Annotated in this window: 18 protein-coding genes; 8 read left to right on the top strand and 10 right to left on the bottom strand. The window is 69.1% G+C overall.

Translation table 11 applies throughout. From position 1 onward, the window contains the following. Positions 1 to 116: 116 nt before the first annotated feature. From TFC3_RS22365 to TFC3_RS22350, 4 genes are read right to left on the bottom strand one after another with little or no spacing between them, the layout of a single operon-like run. The gene (locus TFC3_RS22365) at positions 117 to 1,277 is read right to left on the bottom strand and encodes a VWA domain-containing protein (protein ID WP_067503293.1); all 1,161 of its coding nucleotides are present in this window, start codon (positions 1,275 to 1,277) and stop codon (positions 117 to 119) included. Next, entirely contained in the window at positions 1,274 to 3,520 is a 2,247-nt protein-coding gene (locus TFC3_RS22360; protein WP_067503290.1) for a DUF5682 family protein, read from the bottom strand. The genes TFC3_RS22365 and TFC3_RS22360 overlap by 4 nt, the downstream gene beginning before the upstream one ends. Then, a complete protein-coding gene (locus TFC3_RS22355) occupies positions 3,513 to 4,574 on the bottom strand; it encodes an AAA family ATPase (RefSeq protein WP_067503287.1) in 1,062 nt (353 codons plus the stop codon). The genes TFC3_RS22360 and TFC3_RS22355 overlap by 8 nt, the downstream gene beginning before the upstream one ends. Beyond that, the gene (locus TFC3_RS22350) at positions 4,571 to 7,420 is read right to left on the bottom strand and encodes an SWIM zinc finger family protein (protein WP_067503284.1); all 2,850 of its coding nucleotides are present in this window, start codon (positions 7,418 to 7,420) and stop codon (positions 4,571 to 4,573) included. Before TFC3_RS22350 ends, TFC3_RS22355 begins: the two co-directional genes overlap by 4 nt. Before the next feature lie 44 nt (positions 7,421 to 7,464). Here TFC3_RS22350 and TFC3_RS22345 point away from each other — a divergent pair, with 44 nt between their 5' ends. Then, on the top strand, positions 7,465 to 8,109 hold the full coding sequence (locus TFC3_RS22345) for an NAD-dependent epimerase/dehydratase family protein (protein ID WP_067503281.1): 645 nt from the start codon (positions 7,465 to 7,467) through the stop codon (positions 8,107 to 8,109). Between the two features lie 5 nt (positions 8,110 to 8,114). Here the strand turns inward: TFC3_RS22345 and TFC3_RS22340 are convergent, their stop codons facing one another. Beyond that, positions 8,115 to 9,119 (bottom strand): glutathione S-transferase family protein, encoded by a 1,005-nt coding sequence (locus TFC3_RS22340; protein WP_067503278.1) that lies wholly within the window; start codon positions 9,117 to 9,119, stop codon positions 8,115 to 8,117. Positions 9,120 to 9,187: 68 nt separating this feature from the next. Here TFC3_RS22340 and TFC3_RS22335 point away from each other — a divergent pair, with 68 nt between their 5' ends. Further along, positions 9,188 to 10,288: a calcium:proton antiporter gene (locus TFC3_RS22335; protein ID WP_067503275.1), complete on the top strand. Its 1,101-nt coding sequence runs from the start codon at positions 9,188 to 9,190 to the stop codon at positions 10,286 to 10,288. 38 nt (positions 10,289 to 10,326) lie between these two features. On the opposite strand, the gene TFC3_RS22330 is transcribed toward TFC3_RS22335, so the two are convergent. Beyond that, positions 10,327 to 10,869 carry a LytR C-terminal domain-containing protein gene (locus TFC3_RS22330; protein WP_067503272.1) on the bottom strand — a complete coding sequence of 181 codons (543 nt, stop codon included), beginning with the start codon at positions 10,867 to 10,869 and terminating at the stop codon, positions 10,327 to 10,329. A 115-nt stretch (positions 10,870 to 10,984) separates the two neighbouring features. After that, positions 10,985 to 12,043, bottom strand: a complete 1,059-nt coding sequence (locus tag TFC3_RS22325) for a LacI family DNA-binding transcriptional regulator (protein WP_067503269.1) — start codon at positions 12,041 to 12,043, stop codon at positions 10,985 to 10,987. A 612-nt stretch (positions 12,044 to 12,655) separates the two neighbouring features. On the opposite strand from TFC3_RS22325, the gene TFC3_RS22320 reads away from it, so the two are divergent. Continuing rightward, the gene (locus TFC3_RS22320; protein ID WP_067503267.1) at positions 12,656 to 14,050 is read left to right on the top strand and encodes a DUF1996 domain-containing protein; all 1,395 of its coding nucleotides are present in this window, start codon (positions 12,656 to 12,658) and stop codon (positions 14,048 to 14,050) included. Between the two features lie 103 nt (positions 14,051 to 14,153). Here TFC3_RS22320 and TFC3_RS22315 read toward each other — a convergent pair whose 3' ends face one another. Continuing rightward, the gene (locus TFC3_RS22315; RefSeq protein ID WP_067503264.1) at positions 14,154 to 14,699 is read right to left on the bottom strand and encodes a DUF305 domain-containing protein; all 546 of its coding nucleotides are present in this window, start codon (positions 14,697 to 14,699) and stop codon (positions 14,154 to 14,156) included. A gap of 851 nt (positions 14,700 to 15,550) precedes the next feature. Between TFC3_RS22315 and TFC3_RS22310 the strand changes: the two genes are divergently transcribed. The 4 genes from TFC3_RS22310 to TFC3_RS22295 all read left to right on the top strand — a co-directional run bounded on the left by TFC3_RS22310 (position 15,551) and on the right by TFC3_RS22295 (position 21,119). Further along, positions 15,551 to 18,487, top strand: coding sequence for a discoidin domain-containing protein (locus TFC3_RS22310; protein ID WP_369819636.1), 2,937 nt, complete (start codon positions 15,551 to 15,553; stop codon positions 18,485 to 18,487). 158 nt (positions 18,488 to 18,645) lie between these two features. Continuing rightward, positions 18,646 to 19,326 (top strand): response regulator transcription factor, encoded by a 681-nt coding sequence (locus tag TFC3_RS22305; protein WP_067503257.1) that lies wholly within the window; start codon positions 18,646 to 18,648, stop codon positions 19,324 to 19,326. Then, entirely contained in the window at positions 19,319 to 20,662 is a 1,344-nt protein-coding gene (locus tag TFC3_RS22300; RefSeq protein WP_067503254.1) for a sensor histidine kinase KdpD, read from the top strand. Before TFC3_RS22305 ends, TFC3_RS22300 begins: the two co-directional genes overlap by 8 nt. A gap of 40 nt (positions 20,663 to 20,702) precedes the next feature. Beyond that, the gene (locus tag TFC3_RS22295; RefSeq protein ID WP_153040334.1) at positions 20,703 to 21,119 is read left to right on the top strand and encodes a hypothetical protein; all 417 of its coding nucleotides are present in this window, start codon (positions 20,703 to 20,705) and stop codon (positions 21,117 to 21,119) included. Positions 21,120 to 21,142: 23 nt separating this feature from the next. Here the strand turns inward: TFC3_RS22295 and TFC3_RS22290 are convergent, their stop codons facing one another. Together TFC3_RS22290 and TFC3_RS22285 are read right to left on the bottom strand one after the other, a co-directional pair. Next, on the bottom strand, positions 21,143 to 21,913 hold the full coding sequence (locus TFC3_RS22290; protein WP_153040473.1) for a DUF5995 family protein: 771 nt from the start codon (positions 21,911 to 21,913) through the stop codon (positions 21,143 to 21,145). A 154-nt stretch (positions 21,914 to 22,067) separates the two neighbouring features. Beyond that, positions 22,068 to 24,863: a LuxR family transcriptional regulator gene (locus tag TFC3_RS22285; RefSeq protein WP_067503245.1), complete on the bottom strand. Its 2,796-nt coding sequence runs from the start codon at positions 24,861 to 24,863 to the stop codon at positions 22,068 to 22,070. 170 nt (positions 24,864 to 25,033) lie between these two features. On the opposite strand from TFC3_RS22285, the gene TFC3_RS22280 reads away from it, so the two are divergent. After that, on the top strand, positions 25,034 to 25,672 hold the full coding sequence (locus TFC3_RS22280) for an adenylate/guanylate cyclase domain-containing protein (protein ID WP_067503243.1): 639 nt from the start codon (positions 25,034 to 25,036) through the stop codon (positions 25,670 to 25,672). Positions 25,673 to 25,678: the final 6 nt, after the last annotated feature.

Below are 25,678 nucleotides of genomic sequence, written 5' to 3'. Positions count from 1 at the left end.
AGCCGCCCACCCGCGGGCCCAGCGCCTCGACAGCCTCACCCCGCGACCCGTACGTCACCAAAAGCCTCGCCGCCCTCGCCTGGCTCTTCCCCCGCACCTGAGCAACAACCCCGCCCTCACTCACTAGCCAGCTTCTGTGCGAAAGCCATCAGATCCCGTCGCTCGATAGCCGCAGCCATCAGATCCGGGAAAGCATCCGGCGTACACGCAAATGCCGGCACCCCCATAGCCGCCAGCGCCGCCGCGTTGTCGTGGTCGTAAGCCGGCGCACCCTCGTCGGACAGCGCGAGCAGCACCACGACCTGCACCCCAGCCGCCGTCATTTCGGCCACCCGGCGCAGCATCTGTTCGCGGACACCGCCCTCGTACAGGTCGCTGATCAGGACGAAAATGCTGTCTCGCGGCCGGGTGATCAACTGTCTGCTGTAGCCGATCGCGCGGTTGATGTCGGTGCCGCCGCCCAGTTGGGTGCCGAACAGCACCTCAACCGGGTCGGCCAGTTGGTCCGTCAGGTCCACTACCGCCGTGTCGAAAACCACGAGCGACGTCTTCAAGGACCGCATGCTCGCCAGCACCGCGGCGAACACGCCGGAGAACACCACCGAGGCGGCCATCGAGCCGGACTGGTCGACGCACAGAACCACGTCGCGCTGGATGGCGGTGGCGCGGCGGCCGTACCCGATGATCCGCTCGGGAATGACCGTCCGGTGCTCCGCCTGGTAGTGCTTGAGGTTGGCGCGGATCGTGCGATCCCAATCAATATCGGTCAGCTTGGGGCGGTTGATGCGGGCGGCCCGGTTCAGCGCGCCGCTCACCGCTGCCCGGGTTTTCTGGCTGATGCGCTGCTCAAGCTCGGCGACCACCTTGCGTACCACCTGGCGGGCCGCGTCCTTGGTCTTCTCCGGCATCACGCGGTTGAGCGAGAGCAGCGTGCCGACCATGTGCACGTCCGGCTCGATCGCGTCGAGCATCTCGGGTTCCAGCATCAGCCGGGTGAGGTCGAGGCGCTCGATCGCGTCCTGCTGCATGACCTGCACGACCGTGCTGGGAAAGTATTCGCGGATGTCGCCGAGCCACCGGGCCACCTTAGGAGCCGAGCCGCCCAGTCCGGCCGAGCGGGCGCTGCGGCCTCCCTCGCCGTCAGCTTCCCCGTCGTACAGGGCGGCGAGCGCGGCGTCCATGCGGGCGTCGCGCCCCTCGGCCGGTCCCAGCGATTCGGCGGCCGGTCCGCCCAGCACCAGCCGCCAGCGCCGCCGCCGTTCGTCGTTGGTGGTCACCCGATCTCCCTTCCGAGCAGGGCACTCAGCGTCGGCAGCACCCGCGCCGCCCGGTCGTGATCAAGCACCAGTGGCTCGCTCGCCGCATGGGCCGGCCCACCCGCGATGCGCTCCCCGATTGCCCGCCGCTCACCATGCGCGAAAGCTCCAAAAGTGCGCCGCAGCAACGGCAACACGTCGTCAAAGGCCTCGGGCGCAATGTCAGCGAGCCACTGATCGAGCAATTCCAGCAGGGCATCATCGTGTACGAGCAAAAGACCGCCCCCACTCAGAAACCCCTCCACCCACGCAGCACCGTGAGCAGGCGGTGTACCGACGGTCAACGACAACCCGAGCCGCCGGCGCACCTCGGCCGCGTCCAGCCGCCCGGCGTCGAGCAGCAACCGCGCCAGCCGTCCCGCCAGCAACCCGTGCAAGTCGGCGCGCCCGGCCACCGATGTCAGCGCGCCCAGCCAGCGTTCGCGCAACTCCTGGTCATCGAGCAACCCGATCGCTTCGTGCACCGCGTCGATGTGTTTCTGCAGCTCCTTGGCCGCCTCGTCGGACAGCGACCCGGCCGCCGCGGGCAACCCGGCACACACGCGGGTGAGCAGGCTCGACGTCACCGTGCGCAACCCCGCCACATCCGTACGCCGGACGTCGCCGTATCGCACCGTGCGCGCCAGCGCCGGGATCGCCGCCATCAGATGGTTGAGGTCGGCGTCGAGCGCGGCGCGGGTGTCCAGCGCCGCCAGCACTGGCGGAAACGCGTCGGCCAGCTCCGCGACCAGGCACACCTCGACCAGCGCGGTCACGTCCCCGAGCGTCTCGGCCTTGCGCGCCTGCCCGACCACCTTGGCCGTCGCTGCGGACACCACTGTGGTGCCGTGCATGCTGCCCTCGACCAGTTGCACCGCGAAGTCCGGCAGCCACCGCAGCCGCCACTGCTCCCGGAACGTACCCGTGCCACGCCGCGCCGTGTCGGGCTCACCCCATGGCACCCCGATCGCGCGCATCCTGTGCAACAACCGGCTGCGACCCAGGTCGATCTCCCGGCGCAGGTCCAGCTCCAGCACCCGTTCCAGCGCCTCCGGTTTGAGACGCACGGAGCGCTGCTGGGCCGCAAGATCCTTGGCCAGCGGTACGGCGGGCATGTCATCGGGTACGCCACCAAGCCGCTCGCCGACCACCACCCGTCGCCCGATCAGCTCGGTGCGCAACGGCTCCCCGTCGCACATCACCGCCTCGGCCGCCTCGGTCACCTCGGCCAACCCAGCCAGCGGCCGCCCGCGTACAGTGGCCAGCGCCTCCGCCAACCGGGTCGCCTCGATGATGTGCGCCGATGAGGTGGGCACCCCCTCGGCCCGCAACACCCCGGCCGCATCCACCAGCCACCGCGGCACCACATCCTCGGCGGTGCTGAAAAGATGGTGATACCAGCCCGGCGAACCCACTCCGGCGCCATACCCCGACCAGGAAGCCAGCCGCCCGTATGTCCAAGGCACCCACGTAAAGCTGACCTTGGCCTTCTTCCGCCCCTTGAGCAGCGCGGCATCGTCCTTGGCAGTGACTTTGCGCCGTAACGCGGGCACGTGCCACGCCCCGCACACCACCGCGATGTCGGTGTGAGTGCGCCGGACCTCGCGCAGCACCGTGCGCATGTAGGCCTCACGAACCTCATCCTGAGGGTCGTCCGGCGCATGCTCGCGGATAGCCGTCATAGCCTCAGCGATCGCCTCGAACGCCGGCATCCCCCGATGCTCAACCACGTCCTCCCACCACCGCTCAGGATCGTCGTACCCGGCCGCCCGAGCCAACTCCCCGATCGGATCAACCGGCCGCCCGTGCGGCCTCTCCACCTCGGCCTCTGCCCCAGGGCCGGCCTCGGCCTCAACGTCAGGGTCATCCTCGGCCCCAGTTCCGCCACTTCCAGGCTCGGCCGCGGTCTCCGTGAGCCGATAGGCGTAGGGCAGGTCGAAGAACCGCACCGGCACCCCGTTGTCCACCGCCCAGCGGATCGCCTGCCACTCGGGGGAGAACACCGCGAACGGCCAGAACGCCGAGCGCCGCGGGTCGTCAGTGGCGTACCCGAGCAGCGCCACCGGCGGTTCCAGTCCGCTGTCGCCGACCCAGCGCACCAGTTCGTCAGCCTCTGGCGGCCCCTCGACCAGCAGGATCGCCGGGCGTTCGCGCTCCAGCTCCACCACCACCGCCCGGGCTGAGCCGGGGCCGTGGTGGCGGATGCCGTAGTGGTGCTCAGGCATCGCGGGCCGCGCGGTAGAAGTCGCGCCAGTCCGCTCGTTCGCGGACCACGGTTTCGAGGTATTCGCGCCACACCACCGCGTCGGAGACCGGGTCCTTGACGACGGCTCCGACGATGCCGGCGGCTACGTCGGCCGGGTGCAGGGTGCCGTCGCCGAAGTGGGCGGCCAGGGCCAGACCGTTGGTGAGCACCGAGATGGCCTCGGCGGTGCTCAGCGTGCCGGTCGGGGACTTGAGTTTGGTGCGCCCGTCCTCGGTCATGCCGCTGCGCAGCTCGCGGAACACCGTGACCACGCGGCGGATCTCGTCGAGCGCGGCCGGCACCTCGGGCAGGTCCAGCGAGCGGCCCATCTGCGCCACCCGGCGCGCCACGATCTCGACCTCATCGTCGGCGGAGGCGGGCACCGGCAGCACCACTGTGTGGAAGCGGCGGCGCAGGGCGCTGGACAGCTCGTTGACGCCGCGGTCGCGGTCGTTGGCCGTGGCGATCAGGTTGAAGCCGCGCTGCGCCTGCACCTCGGTGTTCAGCTCGGGCACCGGCAGCGTCTTCTCCGACAGCACGGTGATCAGCGCGTCCTGCACGTCGGAGGGCACCCGGGTCAGCTCCTCCAGGCGTGCGATCGTGCCGGTCTGCATCGCGCGCATGATCGGGCTGGGGGTCAGGGCCGCCTCGGACGGGCCCTCGGCGAGCAGGCGCGCGTAGTTCCACCCGTACCGGATGGCTTCTTCGGCAGTGCCCGCAGTGCCCTGCACCAGCAGCGTCGAGTCGCCGGAGATGGCGGCGGCCAGGTGCTCCGACACCCAGGTCTTGGCGGTGCCGGGCACGCCGAGCAGCAGCAGCGCCCGATCGGTGACCAGTGTGGAGACGGCGACCTCCATGAGCCGGCGCGGGCCGACGTATTTCGGGGTGATCTTCGCGCCGTCGCCCAGCAGATAGGTCACCACGGCCTGCGGGGACATCCGCCAGCCGGGTGGGCGCGGTCGCTCGTCGGACTCGGCGAGCAGGGCCAGTTCGTCGGCGTACTGGTCCTCGGCGTGCGGGCGCAGAGCGGTCACTGGAACTCCTGGAGCATCTCGTGTCGGAAGGTGAGGGTGCGGGCCAGCTCGGCCACCGGCCGCACCCGTGAGGGGTCGGCGGTGGCCAGGTCGAGCTGGGCCGCGAGCTGGGTCACGTGCGGGGTGAACGTGGGGGGCATGGCCAGCGCGGCGGCACGGCACAGCTCGGCGAGCTGCCAGCTGTGTTTATCGGTACGAGCCCGGTGCGCGATGGTCTCGATCACCGCGACGGCCAGCTCGTCGGGCCACGCGCCGGGGTGCACGGCCAGTAACCGGTGGGCCAGGTGGTCCTCACGGCGCAGAAACTCCGCGGCGATGCGCGCCAACTCGGCCGGGGGCAGCAGCAGGTGCAGATCCCAGCGGACCGCCTCCCGCAGGTTTTCGTCGCGGACCAGCTCGACGGACCACGCCGAGGTCTGCTGCGCGATGGCGGCCTTGGCGAACCCGTGCAGCAGCGGCGTTTCCCAGTCGTGGCCGCGGGCCAGCGCCACCACCTCGGCCGGTTCGCGCGAGAACGTCTCGGTCCAGGTGCTCAGCGGTGTGCCCGCGATGACTTCCTCCAGCAGCCACGCCTGCACCCCGGTGCCCCGCGCGGGCGTGGCGCCCACCCCGTCGCGGCGCAGGTCCGGGGTCAGTTCGGCAGGCGGTGTCACGATGAGGCGGCTGCTCACCCGCACGCCGGCGATGCGGCGCTCCTCGAGGCGCACCGCGGCGAGGGCCCGCGTAGCCATCCGCCGGCCCAGACCTGAGCCGGGCAGCCGTTGCAGCAGCTCGAGCGCGGCCTCGCGGACCTCTTTGCGGCGGTCGTCCAGCACCGCCTCCAGGAACTCGTCGTCGGCCGGGGACAGGCCGGTGCTCAGGGCACCCACGAATCGGGTCCGGTCCTCGGCCGGCTCGCTCGTCCAGGTGCTGCGCAGCAGAGCCAACCCGGCGGCCGGGTCGCGGCGCCGCAGGTGGGTGAGGTGTTCCAGGCGCGCTCCGGGCGTACCGGTATCCCAGGTTTCCGGGTCCTCGACAACGGCCGCGCCGGTCGACTCGGCGCTCAACCACCGCCACTCCGGCCGCATGGCGGCCAGCCACTGCCCCCGCTCACCGGCCACGCGGCCGATCGGGGCGCGGATGACACCGTTACGGCGCCCAGCGTCCAGCAGCGCGGGCAGCGTGCCGGGCGGGACCAGACCGCCATGCCGGACCGCCGCGGCGAGCCACTGGGCCAGCAGCTCCTGGGACTGTTGCGAGCCGCCGGACAGCAGCCGCTGCAGCCGGAGACCGGCCGCCGTCGGCACCGCGGGCTGCTGCTCGGCCGGTGCGGGCTCGACGCCGGGATGACCGGTCGCCGCAGTGCGCCCGGCCCGCCGATAGGCCAGCGCGGTCGCCGCGGCCTCCAGCAAGGGGGACTGGGCCACCGGGATCGAGGTGTCACCGACCGCCACAGTGGACGCGGTGAACGGGCGCCGCGCGGTGCCGACCAGCGCCGCGGCCAGCAGATCCGGGGGCAGCTCGGGCGTGCGCGCGGCGGCGCCCCCGGGCATCGGCGGACCGGCGGGTACGAAGCGCCCGTTCACCCACGCGGCGAGCGGGCGCAGACCGTTGGGTGTCCATTCGCCGGCCACCGTCGCGGGCGCTCCACCGGAGAACGCCAGCAGCCACCACGGTTCGCGGTAGCCGGGGGCCAGCGGCAGCGATTGCCCGTCGCGGCTGGTCAGGAAGCCGTCGGTGCTGGGCACCACGTCGGCGAGCAGCATCGGCGCGTCGGCGCGCCACGGCTCGGCGGCCACGATCGCCGACCATCCGGCCAGCGCGCCGGGAACCGTGGTGGCCCCGCTGGGCTGCGGCAACGGCCGGGCCGGACCGAGCCGATCCTTGAGCAGCGCCCGCAGCGGTGCCGCTCCGGGATAGAAGCAGAGGTCGCCCTCGAACGAGGTGCCGGGCACCAGATCGGCGGCCAGGGACTGGCCCGGCGCGGCGAACGACAGGTGCAGCGCGAACCGGCCGGTGCCCGCGCCGAGCAGCCAGGTGCGGCGGGTGGTGATCGTGCCGTCGTCGGAGTCGCTCTGGCCCAGCACCTGCCAGTGGTCGCGCACGGCCTCCCCGGCCAGCACGTCCTCGGTGGACACCGGGAACCCGATCCGCGAACGGACCGTGGCAGCCAGCTCGGGTGGCAGTTCAGCGATCCGGTTGTGACCCGCCACGAGCAGCCGCAGCAGGGCCAGGTCACCGAGCAGACGGTCGGCCCAATGCGCCCCGATGCCCGCAACATCGCCCAGCCGGCGCACCGCCGAGGCGGCTCCGGGGGCCTGCGCGTCGACCAGCCGGGCGGCCATTGCCTCGTACGGCCGGTGCCCGGCTCGCTCGGCGCTGGCCAGACCCTGCTGGACCTGGTCGTCGAGCCACCGGCTCAGCTCGGCCATCCCGGCCGCCACCCGCTCCTCGCGCTGGCGGGACCGCTTCTCGGCGGCCGCCGGGTCGGATGGGCCGGCAGCCTTGGGAGCGGACGCCTTGGCCGCGCGCGCCGACCGGCTCGCCTGCCATTCGAGCACGAACCCGGGGGCGGTGTCCTGATCCGGCAGCGCCGCGCCCTCCGCCCAGACCAGCAGCAACCCGAGCGCGTGTTTGCACGGGAACTTGCGGCTCGGGCAGGAACACTTGTAGGCGGGACCGGTCAGATCGATGCACACCTGGTAGGGATTCTTGCCGCTGCCTTTGCACAGCCCCCACAGCACGTCGCCGAGCAGACCGGACTGCTGCCACGACGTGGGCGTGCCGACGCTGCGCGCGCCCTTCAGCGAGCCGGCATCGGGCGCGACGGCGTGGACCTGAGCGGGGGACCATCGTTCAACGGACACCGGAGCACCATAGAAGCCGGGTACGACAGTTTGAGGGGGCGCGGATGCGGGTCATCGTTTTCGGGGCGACCGGCATGGTCGGGCAGGGCGTGCTGCGGGAATGCCTGCTCGCAGGCGACGTCGAGGAGGTCCGCAGCATCGGGCGGCGGCCGACCGGGCGGCGGCATCCGAAACTGACTGAGACGAGCGTCACCGACGTTGGCGACCTGTCGGCCATCGCTGACACCCTGAAGGATTACGACGCCTGCTTCTACTGCCTCGGGATCTCCTCGGTCGGCATGAGCGAACAGGACTACACGACCATCTCGTACGACTACCCGGTTGCCGCCGCGCGCACGCTCGCCCGGCACAACCCCGGCATGACCTTCGTCTATGTGTCGGGCGCGGGGACGAACGTGGAGAGCCGCACGATGTGGGCACGCGTCAAGGGCCGCACGGAGGTGGAGATCATCAAGATCTTCCCGAACGGCTACGGCTTCCGCCCGGGTTTCATCCAGCCCTTGTACGGCGTGATGCCCCGCACCCGCACCCTCAAGGCGCTCTACACGCTGCTCGCCCCGGTCGCGCCGGCGTTCATCCGCTGGGCACCGCGTTACGCGACCACGTCCGAGGGCCTCGGCAAGGCCATGCTGCGCGCCGCCCGGATCGGCTTCCCCACGCACATCGTGGAGAACAAGGACCTGCGCTGACAGTTCTACACGGCTGCGTGCGCTGCCGGCACCACTTCGCCGGGCTGCGGCGGGGGTGGCGGGGTGCCGTCGCCGAACGGGCGCCCGCCCAGCTTCTCCCGGCCGTGCTCGCCGAGCCAGTTGCCCAGATCCGGGCCGGCCGGGACGATCCCGGTCGGGTTGATGTCGCGGTGCACCTCGTAGTAGTGCTGCTTGATGTGCACGAAGTCGATGGTGTCGCCGAAGCCGGGCGTCTGGAAGAGATCCCGCGCGTACGCCCACAGCACCGGCATCTCGGTCAGCTTTGAGCGGTTGCACTTGAAGTGCCCGTGATACACCGGGTCGAAGCGCACCAGCGTGGTGAACAGCCGCACGTCGGCCTCGGTGATCGTGTCCCCGGCCAGGTACCGCTGATCCTTGAGCAGGTCCGACAGCCGATCGAGGCGGTCGAACAACCGGTGGTACGCCTTCTCGTACGCCTGCTGCGAACCGGCGAAGCCGGCCCGGTACACACCGTTGTTGACGTCGGCGAACACGAACTTGTTGATTTTGTCGATCTGCTCGCGCAGGGCCTCGGGGTAGAGCTCGGGCGCACCGTCGCGGTGGTACTGCTTCCACTGCAGGGAGAAGTCGATGGTGATCTGCGGGAAGTCGTTGGTCACGACCTGGCCGGTGGGCACGTCGACGATCGCGGGCACGGTGATGCCCTTGTCGTACCCGGGGAAACGCTTGAAGAACGCCTTCTGCAGGCGCTCGATGCCGAGCACCGGGTCACGCCCGCCCGGATCGAGGTCGAAGGTCCAGCTCCGCTCGTCGTGGGTGGGCCCGGCCACCGCCATGGACAACGCGTCCTCGAGCCCGAGCAGCCGCCGCACGATGATCGTCCGATTCGCCCACGGGCACGCGCGGCTCACGACCAGCCGGTAGCGGCCCGCCTCCACCGGATACCCGTCGCGCCCGTCGGCGGTGATGCGGGTGGCGATGTAGCGCTGGTCGCGGGTGAATTCACCCTCGGAGGAGACATAGCTCATGCGGTTCACCTTCCCAGGAGTAAGTGGCTTGATGTGCCGATGCCGCTACTTTCTGGCAGGGTTGACAGATGGCAGCAAAGATCAGCACCTACTTGTCCCACTGGACGACATACGTTCCGGTAGTCGCCGTAGCAGCCCTCATCCTCACCTGGGGCCGCGACCTCCCGCCGCCCGTGGTCGTGCTCAGCGGCGTGCTGCTGGCCGGTGCCGTGCTCGCGGCCGTACATCACGCCGAGGTGGTGGCCCACCGGGTCGGCGAACCCTTCGGCTCCCTGGTGCTTGCGGTAGCCGTCACGATCATTGAAGTGGCCCTCATCGTCACGCTGATGATCAGCGGCGGGGAGAAGAGCCAATCGCTGGCCCGGGGCACGGTCTTCGCCGCCGTAATGATCACGTGCAACGGCATCCTGGGTCTGTCGCTGCTGGTGGGCGCGTTGCGCCGGCGCATTGCGGTGTTCAATCCGGAGGGTACGGGCGGAGCGCTCGCTGCCGTGGCCATGGTCGCCGCATTGAGCCTCGTGCTGCCCAGCTTCACCACGAGCCGGCCCGGCCCGCAGTTCTCCCCGGCCCAGCTCGGCTTCGCGGCTGTCGCTTCGCTGGCGCTGTACCTGCTGTTCGTCCTGGTGCAGACCCGCCGCCACCGCGACTACTTCCTGCCGATCACCACAGCGGGCAAGGTGATCGACGCCGAGGAACACGTGGACCCGCCCACTGCCAAGGCTACGTTCACCAGCCTTGGCCTGCTGCTGGTCGCCCTGGTGGCGGTGGTCGGCCTGGCCAAGGGCGTGTCGCCGGCCATCGAATCCGGCGTGGAAGCCGCGGGCATGCCCCAAGCCGTGGTCGGCGTGGTGATCGCCCTGCTGGTGCTGCTCCCGGAGACGATCGCCGCGGTGCGCGCGGCCGCTCGTGACCGCATGCAGACCAGCCTGAACCTGGCGCTCGGCTCGGCGATGGCCAGCATCGGCCTGACCATCCCGGCCATCGCCATCGCCATGATCTGGCTCCAGGGCCCGCTGCTGCTCGGCCTCGGCGGCACCCAGGTGGTGCTGCTGGTGCTGACCGTTGTGGTGGGCACGCTCACCGTGGTGCCCGGCCGCGCGAACGTGCTGCAAGGCGGAATCCATCTGAGCCTCCTGGCAGTGTTCCTCTTCCTGGCCGCCAGCCCGTAACTGCTTCACCGTGCCCGGCCCTGGTTGCTGGTGTGGCTTTACTGGGCGGCTTGGACCGGTTTCTGGGGCTCGGCGCAGGCACCCGGGGGCAGCTCGGGGTCGCCGAGGGCCGCGAGCGACTGATTGACCTCGGTCGGCGTGGCGAGCTGCTGGTAGCCGGCGCCGACGATCACGTCGACCGTTGCGCTGGTGCGTTTGGGGTCGAACTCGGGCGTGGCCTGGTTGAGGAAAAAGGCACGCAGCAGCCAGGCCGAGGAAAGCGCTTTGGGGCCGTACCGGAAAATTGCGACGTCCTTGATGCGCTTGGTGCTCTCGCCGGGCTTCTCGGTCTGGAACCCGCGGTTCTTGAGATCGTTTGTGAGCGCCGCGGCGAGACCTGGTTCCTTGGTTCCGTTGAAGACCCGGACCGTGATGTCGTTCGTGCCGCGCGGCAGCGTCGCGTTCACCATGACGGCGCCCTTGCAGGCGTCGGCGAGCGGTTCGTTCTGCGTGTCGCGGACCACCGCGACGATGACCGTCACGAGCGCGGCGATCATCAACACCCCGAACACGACAAATGCCCGAACTCGCGTCAAGCTCATGGTCCACCCCGTGAATCATTGACCGGCGCCCCCGCCGGGAATCGAGACGCTAGCAAGTGGGCTCAAGGCGGGCGGCGGCCGGTGGGTGGGGGAAAAGGCCAGGCCGGAGTCCGTTTCAGGCGGTACGGCGGCGGACCAGGGCCGGTTCGTAGATGACCGATGAGACGCGCATCTCAGGATCCTCGACCCGGGCGAGCAGAAGTCGAGCCGCCTCAGCAGCCATGTCCTCCAGAGGATGACGGATGGTAGTCAGTGGAGGACTAGCTGAAGTCGCCGCGCTGCTGTCGTCGAAGCCCACAACCGCGACATCCTCGGGGATCTGGCGGCCGCTCTCCCGCAAGGCAACGAGAGCCCCAAGCGCCATCAGGTCATTGGCGACAAAAACGCCGTCCAAATCGGGATGCGCCCTCAATAAAGTGCCCATCGCGGCCTCGCCACTGGCCTGCGTGAAATTGCCCTCCACAACGGGAACCCACCCGTGCCCGTGCCGCGCCATGGCACTGCGGAAACCGCTCACCCGATCGTTGCTGGCCGGCACCTCAGCAGGCCCGGAAATCATGCCGACAACCCGGGAATCAAGCGAGACAAGAAGGTCAGCGGCCATCGCAGCACCACGATCATTAGCAAGGTCCACATAATTCATGGGTACGGGATCGGCAGGCCGCCCGATCATCACGGCCGGCACCCCGGCATCGGTCAGCATGCGAGGCAGCGGGTCCCGGGCCGGCAGCGAAAGCACAATGACGCCGTCTGCCTGGCCGTGGCGAAGGTCGCCGACCAGGCGGGTGCGCTGTTCCTCGGTGCCAACTATTTGCAGGGCAAGCTGAATTCCGGCGGTACGCAGCACGCTCATCAGCCCACCGACAACGCGCCCGAAGTACGGGTCGGCAAAGAAACGCCCCATGAAGGGGTCATCATCGTGGGCCTCGGAATCCGAGACAACCAGCGCAATGGTCCCGGTCCGCCGCGTCACCAGGGAACGGGCAGCACGATTGGGTACGTACCCCGTCTGCCCGACAGCCTCCCACACCATCTCGTGCAACTGCGGATCAACATTACGAACCCGGTTGATGACCCGCGAAGCCGTAGCCCGCGAAACCCCCGCAACCCGAGCGACATCCTCCAGAGTAGGCAGCCGCTCACCACTTCGAACCCGGCTTTTAGCCGCGGTCATGACGTGCTGTTTCCAGTCCGCATACGAGGTTTATAGCACGTGGAGAGCGCTCTCCGATATTTATCCACAGGCGGTGGGCTGCGGCGCTCTTTTGGTGCCGGTCCGGCGCCAAATGACTGTTTTCCTGGTTCGCCGAGGGCGGGTGGCCGGGCGGTTTCGCGGGCTTCGGTGTGTGGGTCCGGCGCCAGTTCCTCTTGCGCTGCTTTTCGGCGGCGTGCATGTTCACCCTGCCGCGCGCGCCATCTCCCCATTGCGCGCCCATCTCTTTCACCGCGCGCCCCTCCCCGCTCTGCGTGCCTGCTTGCTCTGCGTGCCTCCCTGTTCTGCGTGCCTCCCTGTTCTGCGTGCCTCCTTGCTCTGCGTGCCTTCCTGTTCTGCGTGCCTCCCCGGCAGCGCTTCCTCTCCACCGCGCCACCCACTTCGATCTCCGCTCCCACCCCGCCGGTGGTTCCGGAACCTGGCCGGCGTATTGACGGGCGTGCAATCTCGGCGTAACACTTCGGAAAGCGCTCTCCAAGCTCGTTCCCGCGTTCCGGTCGTTCCCCGCACCCTTCGAAGGTTTCGGAGAGGTGTTCCGGCCGGGACGCATCCTCCTCATCCCCGGGAGAAAGTATGAGAACCAAGCTCAGACGGTTCGTCGTTCCCATTGGCGTTGCTGTGCTTGCGAGTACCGCGCTGGCGATCGGGATTCCTCAGGCGCACGCAGCGGATTCGTTGCTGTCGCAGGGGAGACCCGCGATCGCTTCGTCGGTCGAGAACGGGGAAGCCCCGGCAACGGCTGCGGTTGACGGCCGCGCCGAAACGCGGTGGGGCAGCCAGTGGGCCGACCCGCAGTGGCTCCGGGTCGACCTGGGTGCCTCAGCAAGCATCAATCGCGTTGTCCTGCAGTGGGAAACCGCGTACGCGAAGTCCTACCGTATCCAGACAAGCGCCGATGGCAGCGCCTGGACCGACATCTACAGCACGACCACCGGCGCCGGCGGAACCGAGACGCTCACCGTGAACGGTTCCGGGCGTTACGTCCGCTTGTACGGTACGCAGCGCGGCACCACCTATGGATACTCGCTGTTCGAGTTCAAGGTCTACGGATCGCTGGCCACCACACCGCCGCCCTCAGGTGATGGCTATGTGCTTGCGAACCCGCCCGTCACCGGAGTGACGCCGTCCACGGCCACGCCGCCGGCTACGAACCCGCCGACGACACACCACGAGTTCCAGGCGAACTGTTCCGTCAGCCGGTCGAACCTGCCCGACGATCCCATCGTGTTCCCGAACATGCCGGGCGCCTCGCACTCGCACACGTTCATGGGAAACACGACCACGAACGCGGCTACCACGCTGGCGAGCCTGCAGGCCGGGCAGACCTCGTGCATCACGCCGGGGGACAAGACGGGCTACTGGATGCCGACGCTGCTCAACGGCGACACTGCGGTGCAGCCGGTCGGACGTCAGGTCATCTACTACAAGAGCGGCGTGATCGACTATCGCAGCGTGCGTCCGTCGCCGCCCGGACTTCGGTACGTGGTGGGCAGTCCGCTCGCGACGCTCGACGAGTTCCGCAATTCTCCCGGCGCGGTCGAAGGCTGGGAGTGCGGCGACAGCGTGCGGAACTGGGATTTCCCGGCTAACTGTGTTGCCGGTAGTCAGCTGAACATCCGTTTCCAAGCGCCCAGCTGCTGGGACGGCATCCACTTGGACACGCCGGATCACAAGAGCCACATGGCGTACCCGGTCGTCGGCGTCTGCCCGGCGGACCACCCGGTCGCCGTTCCCATGATCGAGTTCAAGATGGCGTTCCCGGTCAGCGGAAACCTTTCCAACGTGCGGCTTTCCAGTGGGCGGGGCTACTCCTTCCACTACGACTTCTACAATGCCTGGGACGCCCCGACGCTCGCCGCCCTCGTCACGCACTGCATCAACGGCGGACTCCAGTGCGACCCGCGCGGGTTCGACCAGTACAAGCCGAATCGCGGCGCGGCGCTGAACGAAAATTATGTTCTGCCGTAACACACATCAACGGTCCGGGGGCTCGCGGCGACGAGCCCCGGACCATTGCTTTCGGCAATCGGCGTCAAGCCCGAGGAATTGCTGAAGCGCCGATAACAAAATCTCAATGAAAAGTGCCGAGCTTATCCAGGTACGTTCGCCGGCTGCTGATCACGTTGTCGGCGAGCGCCTTGGTGCGCGGCTCGATGCCCGCCTTGCCCTCGCTGCCGGCCAGGTTGACGCCCTGATCGAAGTGGGCCCTGAGGTGCCCGACGACGAGCTTGTCGAACGCCGGGCCCTTCTCCGCAGTGGCCGCGCTGACCTGCTCGGGCGTCACCATTCCCGGCATCGGCATGCCCTTGTGCGGGTTCTCGGCCGGCAGCTTGGCCTCGTCGTGCAACGCCCGCAGGGAGGTCAGCTCAGCTTCGTGGAAGGCCGAGATATCGGCTGACAGCGCCTTGAGCTGGTCGTTCTGGCTGTTTGCGGGTACCAGCGCCAGGAGCGGCAGGAGTTCCTCGTCCATCGCGATGGTGATTTCGATCCAGGCAAGATCGGTGCCGCCGAAGAACCCGGCAGTCCCGGCCGAGTTCGCGGAGGCTGCCGGTGTCGTGGTCGTGCCGGTCCCATCGGTCGCACTCGCCGAGCAGGCTCCCATGGTCAGCAGAACCATGAACGCACACCCGCCAGCCATCACAGCCCGGCCCCGGCCCGTCACGCGTCGAATGGCCGGCTCGCGCGTGATGGGGAGGCGACGTTGCACGCAAGAATTTTGAGCGCAGCAGCCGAGTGTGTCAATGTTGCTGCTCACTCCTCAATTTCTGTTATCGACATTGCGGAACGGCATCACTATTGACGAGCCGCAACACCGGCGTAACACTTGCTGCACCGCCGAGCGCGTTTCCCGAACTGCCCCTGCATGCCGTGCAACCCACTGAGGCCGCGGTGTGCAGGGGTCTCCAAAGGTCTTCCATGGTTGCTCTGAGTAACTATTGAGAGTGACGTCGTTTCCCGGCGTCGGCTGCGCGACGAGTGCCTCGCTGACCTGACGCGACGCGACCAGATGCAACGCGACCAGATGCAACGCGACCAGATGCAACGCGACCAGATATGACGCGCCATATGACGCGACGCGACGCGACGCGACGCGACAAAGACGTGACGTGATGCCGAAGGTCGTGGGATGGGGCCACCCAGGCGTTGACATGGAAAGCGCTCTCCACAGCGGATCCGTTCAGTCTCCGCACGAGATCGATAACCCCTCTAACTGTCCGATAAATAACCTTTTGGGCGCCCGGTAAGCGTCGATGTATTGACATGAAGGAAACGCGGGCGTAACACTGCCGCAAGCCACGGAGAGCGCTTTCCGTCCCCGAGAGTCAGGAGTTCCCCGTGCATCCCCATGCTCAGGAATCCCTTCACCGCGAACCCCATGACGTATCCGCACCTCCCGCTGCGGCAGTTGAGCAGCCATCTCCAACCCACCCGAGCCCGGCCGTCCGGCGCCGCCGCCTCGTGCCGGTCGTGGCGCTGAGCCTGATCGCCGCTTTCCTCGGGCTCATCCCCAGCGCCACCGCCCAAGCAGCCGACACCCTCCTCTCCCAGGGCCACCCAGCAACCGCCTCCTCGCAAGAGGGAAACGACGTCTCCGCCGCAAACGCAGTAGACGGAAACGCGGGAACGCGCTGGTCCAGCCAGTTCTCCGACCCCCAGTGGCTGCAAGTAGACCTCGGCTCCGTGGCCACGATTTCCCAAGTTGTGCTGCAGTGGGAGAACGCCTACGGCAAGGCGTACAAGATCCAGACCAGCGCCGACGGCACTGCCTGGACGGACATCTACAGCACGACCACCGGCGCGGGAGGCACGGAGACGCTGACCGTCACCGGCTCCGGGCGCTTCGTGCGGATGTACGGCACCCAGCGCGGCAGCGGGTACGGGTACTCGCTCTGGGAGTTCAAGGTCTACGGGTCGCAGGGTTCCAGCTCCGCCTGGACCACGCTTTGGTCGGACGACTTCTCCGGTGCGGCGAACACGTTGCCGAGTAACGCCAACTGGTTGCTGCGGACCGGATCTTCGTATCCCGGTGGCGCCGCTAACTGGGGGACCGGTGAGGTGGAGACGGCGACGACGTCCACCGCGAACGTTTCCCTTGATGGCGCTGGGAAACTCAACATCAAGGCCATCCGGGACGGCGCCGGGAACTGGACGTCTGGGCGCTTGGAAACGCAGCGTACCGACTTCGAGCCGCGCGCCGGTGAGCAGACCCGGTTCGCCGCGGTGCTCAAGCAGCCTGACGTGGCGAACGGGAACGGCTACTGGCCGGGGTTCCGGGCCACCGGGGCGGCGTACTGGGGTAACTACAACAACTGGCCGGGCGTCGGGGAAACCGACATCATGACCGACGTCAACGGGCGTAGCCAGCTGTCGCAGACGTTGCACTGTGGCTCGGCGCCGGACGGCCCGTGCGCGGAGTACAACGGGCGGAACAGCGGACTGGCCAGCTGCACCGGCTGTCAGACCGGCTTCCACGAGTATGCCCAGGTCATCGACCGCACGAAGACCGACGAGGAGATCCGCTTCTACCTTGACGGGCGCCAGACCTGGGTCGTCCGCGAATCGCAGGTGGGCGTGACGGCGTGGAACGCGGCAGTGCACCACGGATTCTTCCTGCGCCTGGATCTGGGGATCGGCGGGTCGTTGCCGAACGCCACGGCCGGGTTCACCACGCCCACACCGGAAACGACCTCCGGCGGCGTGCTGTCGGTCGACTCGGTAACCGTTTCCCGTAGTGCCGGGAGCGTCCCGGCGGCGATGACGGATCCGGCTACGCCGGCCGGGCCCTCGACGGTCCGGGTGACTGGAACGCAGGGAAACTGGCAGCTCAACGTCAACGGGTCACCGTACGAGATCAAGGGCTTGACCTATGGTCCTCCGCAGGCCGCGGCGGACGGGTACCTGCGCGACCTGAAGAACATGGGCGTCAACACGATCCGGATCTGGGGCGTTGATGACGCCAACACGCCGACGCTGCTCGACCGGGCGGCGCAGCAGGGGATCAAGGTCATCGTCGGGCACTGGCTGAACCAGGGGGCCGACTACGTCAACGACACGGCCTACAAGAACTCGGTGAAGGCGGAAATCGTTTCCCGGGTCAACGCGCTGAAGAACCGGCAGGGCGTGCTGATGTGGGACGTCGGGAACGAGGTGATCCTGACGATGCAGGATCATGGGCTGTCCGCCGCCGAGGTCGAAGCTCGGAGAATTGGATACGCGAAGTTCGTTAACGAAGTTGCCCAGGCGATCCACGCGGCCGACCCCAACCACCCGGTCACCTCGACCGACGCGTACACCGGCGCTTGGCCGTACTACAAGCAGTACGCGCCCGACCTGGACCTGCTCGCGGTCAACTCGTACGGGGCGATCGGGAACGTGAAGCAGGACTGGATCAACGGCGGGTACACCAAGCCGTACATCGTGACCGAAGGTGGACCGGCCGGCGAGTGGGAGGTGCCCGCCGACGTGAACGGCGTTCCCACCGAGCCGACCGATCTGCAGAAGCGCGCCGGATACACGGCAAGCTGGAACGCGATCAAGGCGCATCCCGGCGTCGCGCTGGGGGCTACCGAGTTCCACTACGGGCTGGAGAACGACTTCGGTGGCGTCTGGTTGAACACCTTCACCGGCGGCTGGCGGCGGTTGGGTTACCACGCGCTGCGGCAGGCGTACACCGGGCAGGCTTCTCCGAACACGCCCCCGGAAATCAGCTCGATGACCGTGGGTGACCAGACGGCCGTTCCCGCAGGTGGAACCTTTACCGTGAACGCCGCGGCCAACGATCCCAACGGGGACCTTATCCGGTGGAATCTCATGTTCTCCGACAAGCACATCACCGGAAACACAGGTTTGACCAATGTGTCCTTCACGGAAACTGGGAACGGCGCTTTCACAGTGCGGGCGCCGGAGCAGCTCGGGGTCTGGAAGGTCTACGTCTACGCCTACGACGGTCAGGGAAACGTGGGAATCGAGCAGCGCTCGTTCAAGGTGGTGCCGCCGCCGGCTCCGGGAACCGAGCTCAGCCGCGGAAAACCCGTTACCGCCTCGTCCTACCAGCCGACCGGTACGAACGGGCCGCAACTCCCGGCGTACGCGGTGGATGGTGACTACGGCACCCGGTGGGCCAGCGAATGGGTCGACACCGCGTGGCTGCAGGTCGACCTGGGTTCGGTGCAGTCGTTCAACCGGGTACGGCTGGCCTGGGAAGCGGCGTACGCCAAGTCGTACACCGTGCAGGTTTCCTCCGACGGTTCGAGCTGGACGACGCTGACCTCGACCACCACGGGAAACGGTGGATTCGATGATCTGACGGTAAACGGGTCCGGGCGCTATGTGCGGGTGAACGCCACGGGCCGGGCCACGGCCTACGGCTACTCGTTGTGGGAGTTCGGGGTGTACCGCAGCTAGCGCGGTCCCCTGCGGGCTCGAAGGTGCAGGAGATGGACTCCTGCACCGCAACGAACGGGATCCCGGGGATTCGCACGGCAGTGTCGTGCGGGTCCCCGCGGTGAAAGTCTTACCTGTCTCGAACATCCGGCGGGTTCCGGCGCGGGCAGAATGAAGAGGTGGGAGACAAGGGCCTGGTGCTGCTCGTCGAGGATGAGCGGCCCATCGCCGATCTGGTGCGGCTGTATCTGACGCGCGACGGATTCGGCGTGCATGTCGAGTACGACGGTGCTGCCGGGCTGGCTGCCGCGCGCAAGCTGCGCCCGGTTGCCTGCGTGCTCGACATCGCCCTTCCCGGTATGGAGGGTACGGAGATCTGCCGCCGCCTGCGGCAGGAAGGTGACTGGACGCCGGTCGTCTTTCTCACCGCACGAGGCGATGAGGTGGATCGGATCCTTGGTCTGGAGCTGGGCGGCGACGACTACCTCACCAAGCCGTTCAGCCCCCGCGAGCTTGTTGCGCGGTTGCGGGCCTTGCTGCGCCGGGCCGCCGGGCCCGGGGACGAGCATCGGGTCCGGACCGCCGGCCCGGTGGTGCTCGACCCGGCCCGGCGGGTGGCGACCGTCTCCGATGTTCCGCTGGCCCTGACGACGACCGAGTTCGACCTGCTCGGGCATCTGCTGGGAAGACCGGGGCGGGTGTTCACCCGTGAGGAGCTGCTCGCGGCGGTGTGGGGTTATGCGTCGCACGCAGGCACCCGCACGGTGGATGTGCACGTGGCGCAGGTGCGCGCGAAGCTGGGCAGCGCTGCTGGGCTGATCCGGACGGTGCGCGGGGTTGGCTACACCGCCGATGCTTAAGACTTTTGCTGGGCGATCCGTCCTGATCACCGCCGCAACCGCGGTCGTTTCGGTGATCGTCACGGCGCTCGTCGCGCTGCCCGTCGCCGTACGGTCGGCCAACAACGCGGCTCGGGCGGACCTGGTGGAGAAATCGGCGTTGGCCGTCGAGTTGCTCGCCACCGAGCGCCCGGCCGCCCGCGAACGGATCGTGTCCCGGTTGCGCGACGACGGGATCGCCGTGTATCTGTTGCGCCGGGCCATTCCCGACCGGCCCGGGGTGCCGGATCGGGTGGTGCAGCAGGTGGCGGCCGGGTCAACGGTGGACACCGAGGGTGAGGTCGACGGCCGCGCGGTGCTCATTGCGGGGCGCCCGCTCAGCGGTAACGACGCCGGAGTGGTGCTTACCCGCAATGCCTTTTCCGGTACGAGCGCTCGCGTGCTCGGCGGTGTCTGGGTCGCTTTGCTCGCGGGGCTGCTGGGCGGTGTCGGGGCGGGCGCGCTGCTGGCTCAGTTCGTCGCCCGGCCGCTGCGGCAGGCGGCGCTTGCCGCAGCCCGGCTGTCCGCCGGTGACCGTTCGGTCCGGCTTGCGGTGCGGGCGCCAGCCGAAACCGCCGAGCTTGCCAGCGCGTTCAACCAGCTCGGTGCGGCCCTGCAGCTCAGTGAGGGACGGGAACGCGAGTTTCTGCTGTCGGTCTCGCATGAGCTGCGCACCCCGCTGGCCACGATCCGCGGGTACGCCGAGGCCCTCGCGGACGGGGTGATCATGGGGGAGACGGACACCCGGGGCGCCGGCGAGACGATGGTGCAGGAGGCGGATCGGCTCGACCGGCTCATCGCCGACCTGCTCGTGCTTTCCCGGCTGGAAGCCGCCGATCTGCCGGTGGACCTGATCGCCGTGGATCTGGCCCAGCTGGTCGGGGCCGCGCAGGAGGCTTGGGCGCCGCGCTGTGCCCCGGACGGCCCGCGGCTGACTGCCGATTTGCCGGACACCCCGGTGTGCGTACGCACGGATCCGGGCCGGATGAGGCAGGTCATCGACGGGTTGTGTGAGAACGCGTTGCGGGTGTTGCCGGCCGGGACCCCGCTCATCCTGGCCGTTCGCGCGGGAGAGCACGGCGGTGTGGTCGAGGTCCGAGACGGCGGCCCCGGGTTCACTGACGAGGATCTGCCGGTGGCGTTCCAGCGCGGGGCTCTGCAGCAGCGTTACCGCCACGTGCGCAAAACAGGCAGCGGGCTCGGGCTGGCCCTGGCCGCCCGGCTGGTGGCGAGAATGGGCGGCACCATCGAGGCGGGGCACGCTCCCGAGGGCGGGGCGATGTTCACCGTCACGCTTCCTTACACAACCCGAACATGACGCTGACACAGCCCTGTGCGGAGCACGGGAGCCTGCAGGCATGACAAGAATTGCTTTGAGCACCCTGGGGCTTGCCGGGGTACTGGCTCTGACCGGCTGCGGTGCCACCATGACCCCGGTGGCCGATGTCGCGCCGGCGCCGTCGCATCAGGCATCCGCCGGGACGGCCAAGGCGCCGGCCGGTAAGCGGGCTTACCTGCGCAAGAACACCCTGCACGGGGAGATTGTGGTGCAGGGCAAGGACGGTAAGGCGACAATAGTGGTGCAGCGTGGCACAGTCACCGCCTCGGATGCGAAATCTCTGAGTGTCAAATCCGCCGACGGCTTCAACCAGACGTGGACGCTCGGCGACAAGGTGAAGATTCGCGGTGCCGTTGCCAAGGGTGCCCAGGTCGGCGTCGCCGGCCGCAAGGACGGTGGCACCTGGGTGGCCCGGCTGGTGACCGTGAAGAAGTAGACCCGGACCTGGGAGCCGCCGGTTCACTGCAGGATCGCGCCCATCGGGGAAAGCAGCAGCTTGCCCAGCGACTCGGCCGTGTGGTCCAGGCGGGCGCGTTCGCGGGTCAAGGCTTTCAAGTCATGGCGTACGGCCCACAGGCGCTTGGCGTTTCGCCAGGCCACGTTGCGGGTGTATTCGACGACCTCGCCCTGCCACCAGTCGTCCAGGTCGCCGTTCATCATGTCGATGAGCACCTGCCACTTGTCCAGGAAGCCGCGGCGCAGGCCCGGGATCTGTTCGGCGAAGATGTCGTTGATCTGCAGGTAGTCGTGGTGCTGGTCGCTGTCGTCGATCGGGTCTCCGCCGTGGTGGTCGAAGGTGGTGACCAGGGCGAACGGCAGATCGTAGTTGAGGTGCGCGTTGATGCCGGCCGCTGCTGAGGACAGGGCGTGGGCGTCCGGGCCGGGGACGCGTTGGAAGAGCACCATCCAGGCGCGGGAACAGCCGGAGCTCATCTCGGACCACAGGCGCAGCGCTTCGACGTAACGCGCGGCGAACTCGACGTCCAGGCGGGCGAGGAAGGCCGGGTCTTGGAAGCGCCCCTCGTACAGGCCCTCCAGCACGCCCGTGGTGATCGTCAGGTACACCTTGTTGAAGTCGGCCAGCGGATTGCTGCCCAGCAGCGGCGGCACCCGCAGCAGCAGCTCCTGCAGTGCGGTGAGCTGGCTGACCACCGAGGGCACGTCATCGGGGTGGGCGGCGAGGACGGCGGACATGTCGCGTTGCACGGGTCCCCATACGGACGACTCGATGATCATGTGCAAACTCCCCGTGGGTCCTCAAGCACCGCCCGGCGGGCAATGGTCCACCGGGCGGTGCTCCCCCGAACGGATATGAGCCTGTCATCGCCGGGTGCCGCAGGGATCGGTAGAACTACGTATCTCGGCTACGCAGGTAACGAGAAGATCACGGGGCGCCGAGGAAGATCCGGCTGGCCTGCACCCGGGTGCGGACCTGGAGCTTGTCGAAGATGTGGCCCACGTGGACGCCGACCGTACGCTCGCTGATGAACAGCTTCTGCCCGATCTCGCGGTTCGTCAGGCCCTCGGCGACCGCGGCCAGCACCTCGCGTTCGCGCTCGGTCAGCGCGGCGAGCTGGTCGTTGCCCGCGGCCCCGGTCAGGTCGGGCGACTCGATCAGCGCCACCTTGGCCCGGTCCGCCACCTGCTCGATCTCGGCGGCGAACGGCTTGGCGCCCATCGCGCGGGCCGTGGAGTAGGCGGCCCGGATCGCCCGGGTGGCCGAGGTCTTGCGGGTGCGGCGCGCGAAGGACGCCTCAGCCTGGCGCAAGCGCGAGTATGCCGCCGGGTAGGGCTGTTTGCGCCGGTCCCATGAGGCGGCGGCCCGGGCCCACAACTCCGGGTCGCTGCGCTGCTCGATGCGGCTGGTCTCGGCGGCGCACAGGTCCAGGTAGCCGTCGACCACCGCGCGGACCTGGGGGGCCGCGTCGCCGGCGCCGCGGGCCATGCGGTCGACGATGCTGCGCAGCCGCTTGACCGCCGCCGGGTCGACCGGCACCTCGCCGCCGGCCTGCGCCTCGGCCTCGGCGCGCAGGCCGTGCCAGGCCAGCACGCCCAGCAGTACCAAGTCGTCGGAGCGGGTCTCGGTGAGCCCGCGCTGCACCGCCGCCCGCGCCTCGGCGTGCCGGCCCTGCCACATGGCGAGCCCGGCGCGCAGGGTGAGCATGGGCAGCACGTGCCGGGCGCCGCCACCGGCCAGGATCGTGGCGACCGCATCGAGGTCGCGGTTGGCCGCGTGCACGTCGCCGAAGCCGACCCACAGCCGGCAGCGGGCGAGCAGAAGCTCAACCGCGTCGGCGCCGGACGGGCGGTGCCGCATGGCGTCGACGAGCACCCGTTCCATCTCGGCCCACTGCCCGATGCGGAACAGCCCGTTGGCGGCGATCGCGAGCAGCCGGGTCTGATAGGTGCGGCCCTGGCCGATCGCGGCGAGCTTCTTCGCGCCGCGCCGGGCCACCAGCACGCCTTCCTCGACATTGTTGAGCGGGTTGGCGAGCAGCTCGGCCAGGTGCTGGTAGGCGATGCCGATGTCCTCGGGGTGCCCGGTGCGCTCGGCGATGTCGACGGCCTGGCGGATCACCGCGAGCCCGGCGTCCGGGTCCTGCAGGAAGGCCAGGCTGAAACCGAGGGCGGCGCTGGCTCGTACCAGATCTGCTGTCGAGATTGTGCTGTTGTCCGCAACCTCGAGGGCCTCGCGCGCCCGGGCGCCCGCATCGGCATAGCGGCCCAGGTGCACCAGCAGCTCAGCGAGGTTGGCGGCGGCACTGGCCTTCTCGCCCGGGGTGCACTCCTGCAGGGCCAGGACGCGCTCGTATTCGGCCTCGGCGGGGGCGGCACGACCGGAGGCGGCCAGATAGCGGGCGCGGCGGAAGTGGATCTCGCACACCCCGGGACCATCGGGACGGGCGGCGAGCTGCTCAAGCATGCTCAGAGCGAGCTGGTGCTCACCACAGCGGTGCGCCGATTCGGCGGCGTTGGCCAGCAGTTCGGTACGCCGGGAGTCATCCTCGCCGGTCAGCGTCAACGCGAGCGCCCAGTAGCGGTGGGCCTCGGCGAAACCGTAGAGCTGCTCGGCCGCCCGGGCCGCAGCCACCACCGAGGGCAGCGCCCGGTCCGGCTCGCCCGCGCGCTGCCAGTGGTGGGCCAGCCCGGCATGGTCGGGCTCACCGGGCTGGGCTTCGAGCGCCTCGGCGTAGCGACGGTGCCGGGCGGCGTGCTCGGCGGGCAGGATCTCGTTCTCCAGCACCTCGGCGACCACCCGGTGGCGCAGCCGGTAACCGTCATCGGAGCTGGTCACGAACCGGTGCGCCACGGCGGCGCGGATCGCGTCGAGCAGCTCCTCCTCGGGCAGCGGCAGGACGCGGGCCAGCAGCGCGTGTTCGACCGGCTCGATGCCCGCGGCGATCGTGTGGACCACCTCGTGGGCGTGGGCGGGCAGCTCATCGACGCGCGACAGGAAGATCTCGCGCAGCGTGTCGGACAGCTCCACCCGGCCGTCGCGCAGGTCACGGGCGAGTTCCTCGGCCACGAACGGGTTGCCGCCGCTGCGCTTGTGCACCCGCTCGGCATCCTCGGCGGCCACGTCGTCCCCGGCGATGGCGGTGACCAGCTCGGCGGTGGCGTCGTGGTCGAGCGGGGCCAGGTCGAGCACCCGTACGGATCGCAGCCGGCGCAGCTCGGCCAGCACCCGGCGCAGCGGGTGGGAGCCGTGCAACGACTCCGAGCGCACCGCGGCCAGCACCGACACGTTGACCTCGCCCAGCCCGGCGAGCAGGTAGAGCAACAGCTGGCGGGTGCTGCGGTCGGCCCATTGCAGGTCGTCGAGCACCAGCAGCAGGCGGCGGCCCTCGGCCAGGCTGCGTAGCTGGTGCGAGACGCGTTCGAGCAGCGCGTCGGGGGAGCTGGTGACCGGTTGCGAGCCGGTCTGGCGCAACGCTTGGAGCACGGGGTGCAGCGGGGAGGCATCCCCGATGTCCAGACACGCTCCGTAAACGACCGCAGCGTCGTCGCCGGCCTCGGCCACCGCGATCTCGCGCAGCAGCCGGCTCTTGCCCACACCGCTCTCGCCGGTGACGAACACCGCTGCCGTGCCCCCGGGTCCGGCGGCCCGCAGGCCCGCGCGAATCGACGACACTATGTCGGAACGTCCGACCAGTGGCGTGTCGTCCCCGTCGCTGGCCATGCGTGGCAGCCTAGTGGGAAGGACCCCGGAGCCCGCTCCTCGGTTCGGCCTGTTCTGCGTCACATGGACAGGACGCCGGGTCGGCTGTCGTAGATACGTCATTCAGCAGATCCCCGTCCGGAATCGGGCTGGCACCGTTCTCTTCGCCTACAGGCAAGGGAGCGGACGACATGAGCGCACCATCTACGGAAGTAGCATGCCGGCGACAGACAGTAACTATTTTCTTCGTCGACATCGTCGGGTTCACCACGCTCGTCGACGAGCTCGACTGCGTCGAGGTGCACGAGCTGCAGCGCGACTACTTCGCCACGGTCTCGGCCGTGATCCGCGAGGCCGGGGGCATCGTGGAGAAGTTCATCGGCGACGCCGTCATGGCCGTGTTCGGCACCACGGGACCGGACGCCGGAACCCCGCGGGAAGTCGGGCTCGCCGCGGCCGCCGCCGCCCGGGCCGGCCTGCTCGTGCAGGAAGCGCTGCGGGGGCGCCTCCTGGCCGGGCGGCACCTGATCAAGACCAGAGTGGGACTCGCCACAGGCGATGCCATGGTCGACGTGAGTGCCGCACGTGACGGCGGCTACGGCATGGTGGCCGGCAGCGTGGTCGCCACGGCGTCGCGGCTGCAAGCGTACGCCCCGCATGACACCGTGGTCGTCTGCTCGGCGACGCAGGAGGCCAGCGCCAGCTCGGTCGCGTACCAGGAACTGCCGCCCGTGGTGGTGCACGGCAAGCGCGCCCCAGTGGAACTCTTCCGTGCCCTGCAGCCTCAGGACAGCTCGATTGAGGGGCGCACACTGCAGCCGTGCGGCTGAGTTTCC

Source organism: Actinoplanes sp. TFC3 (assembly GCF_001553785.1).
In the GTDB taxonomy this organism is placed as follows: Bacteria; Actinomycetota; Actinomycetes; order Mycobacteriales; family Micromonosporaceae; genus Actinoplanes.
Note: the sequence above shows the minus strand (reverse complement) of the source record. Positions and strands in the feature narration are given on the sequence as shown.